Source organism: Algoriphagus sp. UBA3586 (genome assembly GCF_002376385.1).
Classification (GTDB): domain Bacteria; phylum Bacteroidota; class Bacteroidia; order Cytophagales; family Cyclobacteriaceae; genus Algoriphagus; species Algoriphagus ornithinivorans.
In genome coordinates this window covers 1-14,998 of sequence record NZ_DFMT01000039.1, presented here as the reverse complement: position 1 = coordinate 14,998, position 14,998 = coordinate 1, and the positions used below count along the sequence as shown (strand labels likewise).

At 38.4% G+C, this 14,998-nt stretch carries 11 protein-coding genes; 7 read left to right on the top strand and 4 right to left on the bottom strand.

Going from position 1 to position 14,998, the window contains the following annotated elements; all coding sequences use genetic code 11:
- Positions 1–41: 41 nt before the first annotated feature.
- The 5 genes from B2906_RS14130 to mtgA all read left to right on the top strand — a co-directional run bounded on the left by B2906_RS14130 (position 42) and on the right by mtgA (position 7,477).
- Positions 42–1,889 (top strand): DUF3857 domain-containing protein, encoded by a 1,848-nt coding sequence (locus B2906_RS14130; protein WP_255590701.1) that lies wholly within the window; start codon positions 42–44, stop codon positions 1,887–1,889.
- Between the two features lie 195 nt (positions 1,890–2,084).
- Positions 2,085–4,007, top strand: a complete 1,923-nt coding sequence (locus tag B2906_RS14125; RefSeq protein WP_219957522.1) for a DUF3857 domain-containing protein — start codon at positions 2,085–2,087, stop codon at positions 4,005–4,007.
- Positions 4,008–4,017: 10 nt separating this feature from the next.
- A complete protein-coding gene (locus B2906_RS14120; protein ID WP_219957523.1) occupies positions 4,018–5,937 on the top strand; it encodes a DUF3857 domain-containing protein in 1,920 nt (639 codons plus the stop codon).
- A 44-nt stretch (positions 5,938–5,981) separates the two neighbouring features.
- A complete protein-coding gene (locus B2906_RS14115) occupies positions 5,982–6,785 on the top strand; it encodes a class I SAM-dependent methyltransferase (protein ID WP_286940621.1) in 804 nt (267 codons plus the stop codon).
- Entirely contained in the window at positions 6,782–7,477 is a 696-nt protein-coding gene (gene mtgA / locus B2906_RS14110) for a monofunctional biosynthetic peptidoglycan transglycosylase (RefSeq protein WP_219957525.1), read from the top strand. Before B2906_RS14115 ends, mtgA begins: the two co-directional genes overlap by 4 nt.
- 540 nt (positions 7,478–8,017) lie before the next feature.
- Here mtgA and B2906_RS14105 read toward each other — a convergent pair.
- Together B2906_RS14105 and B2906_RS14100 are read right to left on the bottom strand one after the other, a co-directional pair.
- The gene (locus B2906_RS14105) at positions 8,018–9,745 is read right to left on the bottom strand and encodes a chloride channel protein (RefSeq protein ID WP_255590436.1); all 1,728 of its coding nucleotides are present in this window, start codon (positions 9,743–9,745) and stop codon (positions 8,018–8,020) included.
- A gap of 113 nt (positions 9,746–9,858) precedes the next feature.
- On the bottom strand, positions 9,859–10,785 hold the full coding sequence (locus B2906_RS14100; protein WP_286940615.1) for a M28 family peptidase: 927 nt from the start codon (positions 10,783–10,785) through the stop codon (positions 9,859–9,861).
- A 66-nt stretch (positions 10,786–10,851) separates the two neighbouring features.
- Here B2906_RS14100 and B2906_RS14095 point away from each other — a divergent pair, with 66 nt between their 5' ends.
- A complete protein-coding gene (locus tag B2906_RS14095) occupies positions 10,852–11,838 on the top strand; it encodes an NTPase (RefSeq protein WP_286940614.1) in 987 nt (328 codons plus the stop codon).
- Between the two features lie 207 nt (positions 11,839–12,045).
- Here B2906_RS14095 and yjjX read toward each other — a convergent pair whose 3' ends face one another.
- Both yjjX and B2906_RS14085 read right to left on the bottom strand, forming a co-directional pair.
- On the bottom strand, positions 12,046–12,612 hold the full coding sequence (gene yjjX / locus B2906_RS14090; RefSeq protein WP_286940610.1) for an inosine/xanthosine triphosphatase: 567 nt from the start codon (positions 12,610–12,612) through the stop codon (positions 12,046–12,048).
- A 24-nt stretch (positions 12,613–12,636) separates the two neighbouring features.
- Positions 12,637–13,344: a YebC/PmpR family DNA-binding transcriptional regulator gene (locus tag B2906_RS14085; RefSeq protein WP_144603721.1), complete on the bottom strand. Its 708-nt coding sequence runs from the start codon at positions 13,342–13,344 to the stop codon at positions 12,637–12,639.
- A gap of 142 nt (positions 13,345–13,486) precedes the next feature.
- On the opposite strand from B2906_RS14085, the gene B2906_RS14080 reads away from it, so the two are divergent.
- Positions 13,487–14,818, top strand: coding sequence for an NAD(P)/FAD-dependent oxidoreductase (locus tag B2906_RS14080; protein WP_219957531.1), 1,332 nt, complete (start codon positions 13,487–13,489; stop codon positions 14,816–14,818).
- Positions 14,819–14,998: the final 180 nt, after the last annotated feature.

Sequence of the window (14,998 nt, the reverse complement as noted above, 5' to 3'; positions counted from 1 at the left end):
TTAATTATTAATTTTCTTTCGAATTTTATAGTATTTTGAATATGATATTTGTCTTGTTAGCCCTGTGGGCTAGCTTTTTAACCGATCCCCTGGTTTCTAAATTTTCTCAAGAACCTCCCGTTTATTCCTCCATTTCACATTCCAAAGAGCTGATAATTGATCAGAATTTTGGCTATACGCTTAAGACTAACAAGAAAATAACTGTCTTGAGCGCAGAAGGATTAGGTCATGCTTCTGTCAGGATTTTTTATGATAAGCTGGTCCAAATTAAAGGCTTTAGTCTGGAGGTGATAGATCCTGCTACAGGCAAAACTATCCAAAAAGCCAAAATGAAAGATTTGCAAGACGCCGAGTTATATGATGGTTTCTCCATTTTTGCAGATAACAGACAGAAATATTATGTCGTGAACTCAGCCAAATTTCCGATTGAGGTTCATATTCAGACTGAGGTTTATTTCCAATCCAACTTCAGTTTTCAACCCTGGATTCCTGTAGAAAGTACTTTTCAAAAATTGGATGAAGCTGAATTAGCTATCATTTACCCTGAATCTATTGGGATTCGCTATCAGGAACAGCACCTTTCTGGAAACAAGACTGAAGAATCCTTGGCTGACGGAAGGAAAAAGTTGGTATGGAAAGAAGCCAATTTACCTGTACAGGATCTCAGCATTCGAGAAGAGGATGATCATCGTTTATATATCGCTCCCAAGGAATTCAAATTAGAGAGTTTTCAAGGATCTATGAACGATTGGTCAGAATTGGGCTTGTGGAAATACAAACTCAATGAGGGAAGGGATCAGTTGCCTCAAGAGTTTAAAGAAAAAATCCTGAAGCTGGTAGAAGGGATAGACGATCCCTATGAAAGGATTTCAGTCCTATATACTTACCTGCAGAAAAACTTTCGCTACGTCAGTATACAATTAGGCATAGGTGGTTGGCAAACCATGACTGCTACAGACGCGGTCAAATATTCCTACGGGGATTGTAAAGGCTTGACCAATCTTATGAAAGCCATGCTGGAAGCAGCTGGAATTCCTGCTTTTTATACCTTGGTCTATGCTGGCGAGGGAGAATCAGATATTCGCACAGATCTCCCTTCCAATCAATTTAATCATGTCATTTTAAGAGCAGAAATAGATCAGCAACCCGTATGGCTGGAGTGTACTTCCAATAGTTTGCCGGCAGGCTACTTGGGTTCATTTACCAATGACCGACATGTTTTAGTAGTGACTCCAACCGGGGGATATTTAGCCAAAACCCCAAGCTATGAGCAAAGTACCTGGAACCGGGTGGAGAATGAGTATTTTCTCCAACTGGATGAGAAAGGTGATGCCACGATGACTATGAAGCAGCACTTGGAAGGAAATCCAGCTTACAAGGCTGTTAGTATTTCCAGACAGCTTGATTCCAGACAGCAGCGAGATTATTTCAATAAAAACTCAGCTATTTCCGGATTGGTAATTCAAGATTATCAATTTGAATCCGAGCAGTTGGATTCCTTACCTATAGCTGATAGAACGGTCAAAGGAATTGTTCAAAAATTTGCTCAGACTACCGCCAAACGCCTTTTGCTTAAGCCATTTTTCACCAAAATAAAATTAGATGAAATAGGTTTCAAAAATTTTGATTTGGAAGAAACCTATGCCATAGATCTCCCAAAAGGAGTAGTATCAGAATTCAATCTTGAGCCTCTGGAAATCAAGGAGGAGGAATATAGCATTCACATTGAAAATCAGTTGAAAGACAATCAGCTTCTGGTTACCAGAAAAATTAAGGTTTCCATCAAAGACCCTAAGGATGAAGATTCCAAGAAAGTCCTGATTAGTAAAATCAACTCGGTAGGATATGGAACCTACCATTTTACCAAGCCCAGCCTAAGTCAAAAATAATATGAAATGCCCATGAGAAAAAATCTCACACAAGGGGATGATTATCTTGGGCATCCCTCCCGAAAGTCATCGGGATGACCCCTAAAAAACAAATTATAAACAGATGAAATCGAGCATGACAAAAATGTCACACACTGGGACGAATATGCTAAATGCGAGATTCCATGTGACCTTTGACATACAACTTATAAACACATGAAAAAGCAACTTTTATTATGCCTTCTCTTTTTATTGCATCTTTCAGGATATGCCCAAAAGGAGAAATTTGGAAAATATAATTCCAATGAAATTTCTTATTCGGAAGTTGATTTTGAACCAGATGCGGAGGCTGTAGTACTTTTCGAGGAAGGGGTTTCCAAATTCTTCGGGGAAGTTTTTGAAACAACCTACCATTTCAGGATCAAAATTCTAAAGGAGTCAGGAATAGCTCGGGGAGATGTAAAGATTCCATTCTATTCAGGTGATAATAGAACGGAAGAAATCAGTGGTTTAAAGGCTTTGATCACCAACTTTGAGGGAGATGAGCCACAGTCCATTAAGGTGGATAAAAATCAGATTTTTGAAGTTGAGGTAGGAAATGGATGGAAGGAATACCGGATTACATTTCCCAATGTGAAGGTGGGCTCTATTCTGGAGTATACGTATAAGAAAACGGATAAGAATATCACCCTTTTAGATGGATGGACATTCCAAAATGATATTCCAACCATCATGTCTTCTTACAGTATCACCATGATTCCGCAATTGGAATACAAGATGATTGGTCAAGGAACAAAGTATAATACTACCTCAGAAAAAACTGTAAATAACGGGACCTACACTTGGACGTTGAGGAAGCTGAATTCCCTGAAGGCGGAGCCTTACATGAATAATTTTGCGGATTATAGAGAAAGAGTTGAGTTCCAGCTTTCACGTTACCAAAAAACCTTGTACGAGTGGGAAGATGTACTGAAAAATTGGATCGTGCTGGGAGATGAGGTTTTGAGAGGTTATACGGATAAGGGGTATTTCCGAAGCTCTCCTTTGGAAAAAGTGATGGATGGCGTAGACTTCGAAGGAAGCACTGAGCTGGAGAAGGCTCAAAAGGCCTATTATTACCTTCAGCAGAATTTTCAACTTAACACTGAAAGTGGTTTCTTTCCAGACCAGCAAATATCTCAGTTGGTCAAAACCAAAGTGGGTTCGGCGGTAGAACTGGACCTGGCATTAATGGGTATTTTGAGATCTATGGGGATAGAGTGCCATCCAATTTTGGTAGGGTCAAAAGGTAGTGGAAGAAGTGATTTAGTACCTTTTCCATTTATCAACCAGTTTAATAGTGTATTGCTTCATGCGAAGCTGGATGGCAAAGAATATCTCTTGGACCTGGAAGATCCATTGGCCCCTTTTGGATATGTGGACTTGGATAAACATGTAAAAGCAGGGCTTTTTCTGACTAAAGAAAATAGCCAATTAGTTCCTATCAATATTCCTCATAATTCGAATTCAGTATTTACTTCAGTGTTGAAATTTGATGAGGAAAAGAATTTGATTGTAGAAGGATCGCTTCGCAGGTATTTTTACGAGGGTTTGCAGATGTCACATCGATCCCAAAATCTCCAAAAAAATAATGAACCCCTTCATAAGCTATTTACTTTGGATCCAACTTGGGAAGTAGTCAATATGGATATGCAGGATAATCTTAAAGAGGACAATTACACCACCACAAATTATACGATCAAGATCCAAGGCCAAAATTCAGAGGAAACTTCCTTGATGATGCTTACTCCTTTTAAGGTCGCTACTTTCAGTAAAAATCCTTTTACTCAGGATTTCAGGATTTTCCCTGTCGATTTCGGTTTTGCATTTTCAGAGACTTATTCTACCCTGCTGGAAATTCCCGAAGGTTATGAGTTGGACGATTATCCTCTCAAGGAAGCAATCAGCATGAAAAATGGGGAGGTGTTATTTTCTTATAATCCAGTGCTAATGGGAGATAAAGTTCAGATTGTAGCAAAGCTCGAAGTCAAAAAACCAACGATTGATGTTAGGCAGTATGCCAATTTGAAATATTTTATGGAAACTGTGGCTACTAAAATGAATGCTCCTGTTGTCTTAAAAAAAGTAAGTAATCCTTGAGGAATTAGATATGAGGTTGATTTTATTGTGTTTCCTTGTAATAATTTGCCAGGAAACGAAATCTCAAGTCAAATTTGGAGTTTATTCAGAAGAGGAGCTTTTGTTGGAGGAGGTAAGTTTTCAGCCAGAAGCAAAAGTTGTTACTCTTTGGGAAGAAGCCAATAGTTATTTTATGGTAAATGGGCTTCATACCGATTTTCATTATCGATTCAAAGTACTAGATGATAACCATGACAATTTTGGAGATATTTTAATTAATTTCTACCGGGGGAAGTCCTTAGTAGAGAATATTGTTAAAATTAATGCTCAAGTATCTTACTTAAAAGATGGACTAAGGATTACAGAACTGCTTCAAAAAGATCAGATTAAAGAAGTTAATCTAGGTGGTGGAGAGTTTCAATATGTGTTGATTTTTCCCAATGTGAAAAAGGGGACAATTATTGAATTTACTTTTAAAAAGATTGACCATCAATTTGGAATTTTAGAAGGATGGTCTTTTCAAAAAAAATACCCTGCATTGAATAGTAAATACACTTTCAAAGCTCCAATATTTTTTCAATATCAAATGATTATGCAGGGGAAGAAAGTAGCTGAAGCTGCAGTTATCTCTGAGAAAAAGAATTTGTATAGTTGGCTGAGAAAGGATGTTCCATCTTTACCAGAGGAGCCTTTTGTTGGAAACCTGATAAATTATCAAGAACGAGTAGATGGTTATTTATATTCAAGTGAATATGTTAATCCTGACGAATTAGAAAGCTCAGAAATGATCTATGCCAATTGGAAACAATTAGCTAACAGATGGCTGGATTATGAAGATATGAGCTCTTATTTTATTCTCAACCCTGAATCAATTCCAAACTATCCAAATTTTAAGTTGGACTCCCTCTCAGAATTGGATCAAGCGAAATTTTTATTTGATTATGTTTCCAAAAAAATTAAACTTTTAAATTCCTCTTATTTGGAGCCTATTTATCCTTTGAATGATTTGATCGAAAAAAATGAAGGGAATTCATTTGATAAAAACTTGTTTTTAGTCCATCTCCTTAGAAGAAAAGGTATTCAGGCTACCCTAGTTATGGTCAATGATAAGGCTAAAGGAAGAGAAAAATTAATAGAAGTACCCTTTATCAATCAATTTCACTCTTCTATAATTTCTACTCAAATAGAAGGGAAAAATTATTTGCTAGATGCTAGTGACTCAATTACTCCTTTTGGGTTAATTCCTCCTTCCAAGATGGTAGAGAAAGGATTTTTTTTGGAAAAAGATAAGGGAAGGTTAGAGGAGCTGAATCATTCGCATAGATCAGGTTCAATTCATTATATCACGTTGGAGAATGATTCATCTGGTACACTTAGGTTTAAAAATCAAATTAGATTTCTAGACTTAAAGGCTTTGGAGGTTGGGGAGGATCTTAGAAAATTAAAAGAGGTAGAAAAGTTTTTATCTGAAGAACCGATTTTAAAGGGGAATGAAATCAAAAATCCCAGTATATCAGATCAGCTAAGCTCTAGCAGATCAATAGTTTTAACTTTTGATTCTTTTGTGGGAAATGAATCAGAGGAAACAATTTTTCTTAAACCAATTCAGTTTTCAGAATTTAACAATAATCCATTTACCCAAGATAGCCGTATTCTTCCCATAGAATTTAAATATCCATATTTTGAAAATTTCAATATAAGCATTCCTATACCTGAGGGATTTGTTTTAGATGATTTTCCTGAGCAAACTAGTCTAACAATTCCTTCAAAGGGTGCCCGCTTTTCATATTTAGTTGAATTGGCAACCAATCAACTTAATGTTCTAGTCAAATTGGAAATTCATAAGGACAGATATCTTTCTGAGGAATATCCTGATCTCAAATATTTTTTAGAATCGGTTTCGTCTAAACTAAATGCCCCTATTGTGTTAAGGAAAAGCACGGTTCTTTGATCTTTATTGGAGAACTCACAGTTCTGACGATATTTGGACTAAATATGGGAAAATACATTCATGGATATCTGACAGAGGAGCAGGAGCGACTGATGAGCCAGGCGGGTATTCTGACTCCTTTAATTTATCCTTTCATTGATTTAAAAAATCAAAAAAATGTATTGGAAATAGGCTCAGGAGTTGGGGCACAATCACAGGTAATATTGAGCCTTTATCCTGACTTGGACTTGACCTGTGTGGAAATAGAGAAGTCTCAAATTGAAAAAGCCCAAATCAATTTATCCAGATTTTCGGAAAGGGAAATCAATTTTGTCAATCAAGATGCAGCAGAACTGAATTTAGAGGAAAAGTTTGATGCTGGATTTATCTGTTGGGTTTTGGAGCATGTAGAAGATCCAAAAAAGGTGCTAAGGTCAGTTTATGAGCACTTGCACCCTGAGGGGATTATCTATTTAACAGAGGTCTTCAATTCAAGTTTTTATTTTTTACCCAAATTGCCGGGTCTGGAGCGATATTATAATGCTTACAATGCCCATCAGATTCAAAGTGGAGGAGATCCTGATATTGGGGTCAAGCTGGGAAATTTGCTGCATGAAGTAGGTTTCGAGGAAATAGAATTACAAAGAGGTGGGTTTCATTTGGATCAATCAAGGCCAGAGGAATTAAAGCGCATGACAGCTTATTGGAAAGAGTTGATGAAAAGTGCTGCTAAACCTATGTTGGACACCGATTTAATCAAGGAGAAGGATATAAGGGAGATGGAATCAGACTTAGAAGCTATTGCCAAAGCTTCAAATTCCGTATTTTTTTATCAATTTGTACAGGCAAAAGCAAAGCGCAAAGCATGAAAATAATCCATTGGGTCAGCAGATTTATCCTAAAAATCATTATTTGGTTTTTTATCATATCAATTGGTTTGGTCATCATTTATCGCTTTGTGCCTGTTCCACTTACTCCATTAATGGTGATTCGTTTGGTAGAGCAGTCTTTGGATGAAAAAAAAGAACTGAGGCTTTACAAAGACTGGGTACCGATGGAGGAGATCTCCAGGCATGCACCTCAAGCGGTATATGCCTCAGAAGATCAAAAGTTTTTGCAGCATTCAGGTTTTGATATGGAAGCCATGAAAAAAGCTTGGGAAGGGAATAAGAAAGGTAAAAGAATAAAGGGAGCAAGTACCATAACCCAGCAGACTGTCAAAAATGTGTTTCTCTGGCCAGGTAGAAATTATGTGAGAAAGGGGCTTGAAGCTTACTTTACAGTTCTAGTAGAATTTCTCTGGCCCAAAGAAAGGATTATGGAGGTGTACTTAAATGTCATAGAAATGGGCCCCGGAATCTATGGAATCGAGGCTGCTGCTCAAACATTTTATGGTAAATCGGCCAAAAAACTTACTCGTGGAGAAGCTGCCATGATAGCTGCAGTATTACCGAACCCAATACGATGGAGCCCTAGGAGACCTACCAATTACATCTCCGGAAGACAAGGTTGGATATTGAGACAAATGAATAATCTTGAGCCCCTAGGCTGGGGAAACTAGGGCTTTGCAATCGGGACTTTTATTTTTCAAAAAAGCCTTTACTAGACTCTCACCCAATATTGAAATTTATTGCTGTTCCATAGTTAAGCGCTTTGATCTCAAGGCGAATAGCTAAAGACTTAAAATTGATCTTTCTGAACCAAAATTGTAATATTCAAAGCTTGAATTTTTTTCAGTACAATAAAACTGTTTTTCAGGATTCAAAAAGTGTATTGTACGACAACGAATCCAAATAAAATTTGTTTTAAAAAAAATCAAGGCTTAATTTTTTGTGTTAAGGGAATATGAATTCCAAGTTAAAAAATGCTTCATACAGGCTAATTTTGAGGATTAAAAAATGCAAGAATTTTTTATCCACATTTTCAATTATTTATCCACACTTTTCAACAATAGCATAATAAAGTGCTGAAAATCAGTATTTTAATAGCGATCAATAATAGGTAAATTTGTGGATAATCGAAGCTAACTGAAAAAAGGGCTGTTAAAATGAATGTTAAAAAGTGGATAATTTCAAAATCCAAATATTCTTTTAAATCGGCCTTAATCCTGCCTTTGTCGGATCAATCTTTTTCGGTAAGAATTGAAGATTCTGGACTTTGAAACAAAGCCCAAATAGCGTCCATCCTCTACTACAGGCAGGTTCCATGCTCCTGACTTCTCAAACTTATCCATGGCTTTTTGCATATTTTCAGTAGCTAATAGGATTTCTGGAGGACTATGCATTAAACTCCTAATTTGAGTGTTTTCTTGCTTTTCTAAGTCAAACATGATATCCCTGATGTCATCCAAGGTGATGATTCCACGGAGTATTTTATTTTCGTCCACAACAGGGAAAATATTTCTCTTGGAAATTTTAACCAAGTCGATCAAATCTTTCAGCTTGGACTCTGGGTGAATAGGTAATAAATCTCTTTCTATTACATGAGAAATATCTATCATATCCAGCAACTCTTGATCTTTGGTTTCTGGCAGCTGTTTACCCTTTTCCTTAAGTTGTTGAATATAAAGGCTGTCCTTTTGATAGTAAGTGGTGGTGATATAGGAGATGGCCGAAACGAACATCAGTGGTACAAAAAGTTCATATCCCCCAGTTATTTCAGCGATAAGGAATATAGCTGATAAAGGCGCGTGTTGAACTCCCGCCATGACACCGCACATAGCCACTAAGGTAAAATGAGCGAGAGGCAGGGGAATGTGAATTCCCAACATGTTTTTCCCAAAAGCGAAAAGGAAGCCTACTAGACCCCCGACATATAAGGATGGAGCGAATATCCCTCCCGATCCTCCTGCACTCAATGTCAAAGCGGAGGCAATGGGTTTAATTAAGATAATTAAGCCCAAAAAAATCAAAATCATGTACGGGTTTTCTATTGCAGAGAAAAATGGACTTTTTTCCAATAACTGGTTGGAGTTGCCATCAATAAGCAAGTTCAGTGTATCGTAACCCTCCCCATATATAGGAGGAAAGAAAAACAACATGAACCCTAGCATTGCTCCACCATACAGAATTCTGATGGTTTGGCTTTCCAGTCCCTCCATGATTTTTTCTGTTCGGACTACAGCCTTACTGAAATACAAAGAGACTATGCCGCAGAAAATCCCCAATAAAAGATAATAGGGCATATGGGCCGCTCTAAATTCTTCCTGAAGATTGAAATTGAAGACTGAATCCTCCCCAATCAACAACATGGAAGTCAGGGAGCCCGTCACCGAGGCAATCAGCAAAGGGATAAAGCTTGCCGTACTGATTTCCATTAATATGACCTCTATCGCAAAAATCACGGCTCCGATCGGCGCTCCAAATATGGCCGATATCGCACCAGCAGCTCCACAGCCAATCAATAAAGTTCTTTTTTTGGAGTTGAGATGTACCAAAACTCCAATATTGGAACCAATGGCTGACCCTGTTACCAGCATGGGTGCTTCTAATCCGACGGAACCTCCAAAACCGACCGTCAAGGCCGAAGTAAAAACCCTACTGTAGGTCTTTACTCTGGGTATTAAACTCTGCTTTTTGGAAATTGTAAACAGTACATCCGGAATTCCATGTCCACCAACATCTTTGAAAAGATATTTTCCTATTAGAAAGGCAGCAGCGATACCTATTATCGGATAAATGATGTACATGAAATTGGCATATTCTACGTAAAAACCTTCTGTCAGAAAGTTTTGGATAGCATGTACTCCTTGCTTGAGAATCACTGCGGCCAGACCAGAAATCACACCAATGATGCCACTGAGAATCAAAATAAAATTTTGATTACTCATATGCCTTAATCTCCAAATCAGGAGTCTGGTTATGAAATCATTTTTTGCCAAAATCTACTTTTAATCAATTCCATACAAAGTAAGTAACCTATGGAACAAAGGAAAAATATCTCCTATTCTTTTGCCAAATCTTCGTCTAAAGCCAAAATGCAGTTCAAAATGAGTCGGCTGGCCTTCACATAAAATTCTGGATCAATATTTTTAAATTCATCGGTAACCTGATGATAATCTTGATGGTCTTCAACTCCAAAGTATAAATGAGGAACCTTTTTTTCGAAAAAAGCACCGTGATCTGATGATTTAGTCCAGTCATCAGCCCCTGTACCTGGGATATCATGGCCAAACATTAATTGAATGTCGGAATCAGCAGCGGCAGACTCCAATGCCGGTTTGAATTGTGGATGGTAGTGAGTTCCAGAAACATATAACTCCCCTTTTTCATTTCTGGATATCATGTCCATATTGACATTCAGTGCGATCACTTCCAATTCGAAGGGAAAATCTGCAACCAGTGCTTTTGCACCTTGAAGTCCCATTTCTTCTCCATCCAAAGCTGCAAACATCAGGCTATGCTTGGCCGGGTTTTTCGCAAAATAATCTGCCATTTCAATCAAAGCAGCCGTGCCAGAGGCATTATCGTCAGCTCCATTATATATAGAGTCGCCTTCAGCGTTCTTTTTCCCTACTCCCACATGATCGTAATGAGCTGTGATCACAATTATTTTTTTGCTCTCTGTCCCCGCTACAAATCCTACTACATTTTTTCCAGTGAGGGTTTTTCCTTCTCTTCGATTGTAAAACTGAAATTCCTGTAAATAATCTGGGTATTGAGAATTTAATCCTGATTTTTCGAATTCGGATACTATGTACTCTCTCGCTTTAAGGTTTTCAGGGGTTCCGGTTTTTCTCCCTTTCAACTCATCGGAAGAAAGGTAAACCATGTGTTTGATAAGAGTTTTTTCCCGTAAGGATTGTGCAGAAACAGAAAAATGAGCCAAGCAGATGATGAAAAAGAGGAGAAGTTTTGGTCTTTGGTACATGAGATGCTTAAAATTTCGTTATTTAAAGTCCGAATTTAATTTAAGTTTCTTTCCTTCCATTTCTCTATGAAATATTTAATTTTTCTGGCAATACTCATCTTGTCCCATCCAGTCAGGAGTCAAGGGAATTTACCGGAGACTTTTTTTGATGGAAAGTCTGTGGTTTTGATCTCTGCTGATCCAGCTGCCAGACCGGTAATGGATTGGAAGGCTGTTGCCGATTCGGTTCATTCTGCTTTAGTAAAAGCTGGAGGTGACCCAGTCGCTTATTACGAGCTTGAGCAGGTTTCCTTATCGGAGGAAGTTCAAAGTAATTATGCAAAGGCATTTGAGCAGCGCCTGATTAAAAATATCATATTAGTCACCCGTCAAAGAAACAATGCGAGTATCCATGTAGGAAAGTTCAGTGGAGATGGGAAAGTCATCACATCAACTGCTCTATTTGGTCTGAGCGCCCCCAAAATTGAAGAAGTAGCGGATCAGTTTGGAGCTTTGGGAGAAAATGTCAGAACCAAAAACCTCCTGGTGATCGATATTCCTGAGTTTCCAAGTATAACTCAAGGCGAAGCTGCCCAGCAAGCTTCCTCCAGTAAATTTTTTGCAAGAAATCCTCTAAACCTGGAAGTATTTAAACTGGGTGTTCCATTGGAAGGATCAAGTGCTGAGACCGGTTCTTTGACATATTTCAGATATGATTTATATGGTAAGTCAGCCGAACGGATATTGGCGGAACAAGCAGCCCAAAAAGCAGAGATAGAAGGAATTCTCAAAGCAGAATATCCTTACGAAGTTGCTTGGCTAACTGAGGCGAAAACCAATCAGGAATTGATCAGGGACAGAATTCAGTTTCTATTGGTGAAAGTTGAAGGGAGAGAAGCGGACCTTAAAAAAAGTATGGGGCTAAATTCCGATCCTGAAATAGAAAATCAAACCGTGGTAAAATACTATATCAAGCTATTGGTAAGAGATGAATTATATATAGGACCTGAATGGGATGCTGATTCAGATTGGAGAGTTGCTCTTAGAAATTTCATCAGGAATCTAAAAAAATAAACCTCCCCAAGAGGGGAGGTTTTGTCGCTAATAAACTTAGGGGTGATTACAGCAACTTTTACTTTTCTTTATATATGTGTTACAAATATGTTACTATGAAATAGTATAAAACTAAAGAAGTTACTTTTTTTTTTATTATCCAATACTTTCAAAGATTTTTTAAAAAAAAACTGACTTTTATTTAAAATTTTATTCGAAAAATCGCATCTAATAGTAATTTTTGTTCAAAAAAGGGATCAAAGCAAGTAAAATTGCCTGAGAATAGTAATCTCTCCTAGTAAGCTTTCCATCTGTTAAAATACCAACTGACCCGCCTTCTTGCTTGGAATTTGTTCTTGAAAAAAACTGATCATCTGCATCACCCAGTTCCATTCCGCTTTTGATCAAACTGACTATACCCTCGGGTAGATAAAAGGTGCCGGTTTTGGCTTGACCCACTTGCCCATTATCATCTAAAATATAGATCCAGGCAAAAGCAAACATGCCATGTTTATCTTGGTCCAATCCACCTTCGATTCCTACCCAATAATTTCCTTCCGGAAAATTCTTTTTGGCATTTAGAGCTCTGTTTTTTGCTCCCAGCCAAGTTTCTTCATCTCCATAGGGCTGATCAGGTACGCCTGAAGATGTAGTGATTCCATTGATGTGAAATCCCTTGGAAAAAGCCAGTGAAAATGCGTCTTCCGCACTTCTTATTTTCACCGGATTTTTACTTCCTACGATAATAAGTGGTTTCTCTTGCTGTTGTAAATTCTGTCTTCTTGGAAAATTCATAAAAAAAAGAGCCCAAGCTTTCGCTTAGGCCATATTAGTGTATACGTTGTTTACATCATCGTCCTCCTCCATCTTTTCGATCATCTTATTGATGACCTCTTCCTGCTCTTCAGTTAATTCAGTCAGGGTGGTAGGGAACCATTGGAAATCTGCGGAAATCACTTCAATACCTTTTTCTTCCAATGCTTTCTGCATGGTACCGAAGTCTTCAAATTCTGTATAAACAAAAATCTCTCCTTCGTTTTCATCGATGTCGGTCAAACCAAAATCAATGAGTTCTAACTCCAGCTCATCCATATCCAATTCGCCTTGGGTGAATCTGAAAACAGCTTTGTGATCAAACATGAAGCTTACCGAACCGGAAGTTCCCAAGGAGCCACCCGCTTTGGTAAAATAAGATCTTACGTTGGCGACTGTTCGGTTTATATTATCGGTAGAAGTCTCCACCAACACGGCAATACCGTATGGACCGTAGCCTTCATATACAATTTCTTCGTAGTCTTTTTCGTCCTTATTAGATGCTCTTTTGATAGCTGCCTCTATCCTGTCCTTCGGCATTTGGGCACCTTTGGCATTCTGAATGAGGGTTCTCAGTCTTGGATTGGACGTGGGGTCGGGTCCGCCTGCTTTCACTGCCATCACGATTTCTTTACCTAGCTTGGTAAAGACCTTGGACATTTTGTCCCATCTTTTGAATTTTCGTTCTTTTCTGAATTCAAACGCTCTTCCCATGGATTTACTCGATTTAGGCCGTAAAAATAAGAAATCTTTTCCTTTTAGCGGTGGGATTGACTGAGTTAATCCACCCCATACTTTTTGAAGAATTCCCGTCTTTTTTATGTGTGATTTCGTATCATTTAAAAAACTTTAGTATATGACGGAACGCTCTCACTCTCCCCTTCCCAATATTCCAAAATCTCCATTTCCCAAGGTAGTGATCATTGGCGCCGGATTTGCCGGGCTCAAACTTGCCAGGAACCTAAATAAGAAAAAGCTACAGGTTGTCCTTTTGGATAAAAATAATTACCACCAATTTCAGCCACTTTTTTATCAGGTTGCCACAGCAGGTTTAGAGCCAAGTGCAATTAGCTTTCCGCTCAGGAAAATATTTCATCATTCAAAAAATGTAATCTTCCGAATGGCTGAAGTTGAGTCTTTGGACACGGATCAAAAGCGCTTGTTCACGGATTCGGGATATTTGGACTACGATTATTTGGTGTTAGCCATGGGGGCAGATACCAATTATTTTGGAGCCAAAAACATAGAGTTTTTTGCTTCTCCCATGAAGACTGTTTCAGAGGCTCTATACATCAGGAATAAGATTATTTCTAACTATGAGAAAGCAATCAACATAGAAAAGCAAGAAAACAGAAGAGCCCTGATGAATGTGGTTATTGTTGGCGGAGGGCCTACAGGTGTGGAGCTTGCCGGTGCTATGGCTGAGCTAAGGAATAATGTGCTTCCCAAAGACTATCCTGAATTAAGCTTTAAAAATATGCAGGTGGTGTTGATTGAGGCTGGTCCTTCCCTCTTAGCTTCCATGTCGGATGAAGCCAAAGAGCATGCGCTGGAATATTTGAAAAAATTGGGGGTGGAAGTCAAGTTGGAGACTAAAGTTCAGGATTATGATGGACAACAGGTCTTCCTGGAAAACGGCAATAAAATAGAAACTCAAACTCTCTTATGGGCAGCCGGAATTAAGCCTAACAGGATTAAGGGTTTGCAGGATGAGCTTTTTGCCAAAAATGGAAGAATTCTAGTAGATAAATTCAATCAAGTTAATGGGCTAGAAGGTGTTTATGCTTTGGGAGATATCTGTCTGATGGAAACTGATGATTATCCAAGGGGGCATCCTCAAGTAGCTCAGGTAGCATTGCAGCAAGCTAGTGCTTTAGCAAAGAATTTGGTTAACTATGAGGAAGGGAAAGAGGGGGAACCTTTCAAATACAAAGACTTGGGCTCAATGGCTACAGTCGGAAGGAAGTTGGCGGTAGTGGATTTACCTTTTATTAAGTTCCAAGGATTGTTTGCTTGGCTGACATGGCTATTTGTACATCTAATGGCCATTTTGGGAGTGAAAAATAAGCTATTGATTTTTCTGGACTGGTCTTGGAATTACCTTTCCTTTGACCCGAGTCTTCGCTTATTGATCAAGCCAAAATATGTTAGAGCCTCGGAGAGAAGAGAGTTGATTGAGGAAAAGTAGAATTTAGATTCATTAACAAATCGGTATTAAACTCAATCCATCAAATACAGTCTAATATCCAAAATCAAATAATGAAGAATATGAAATCGAGCATGTCGGAGCCGAAACACACTGGGATGCCCCGATGTATTGGGGAAAATATGCGACCTGCCTGCCACAGGCCATAGCCGTCAGTTTAGC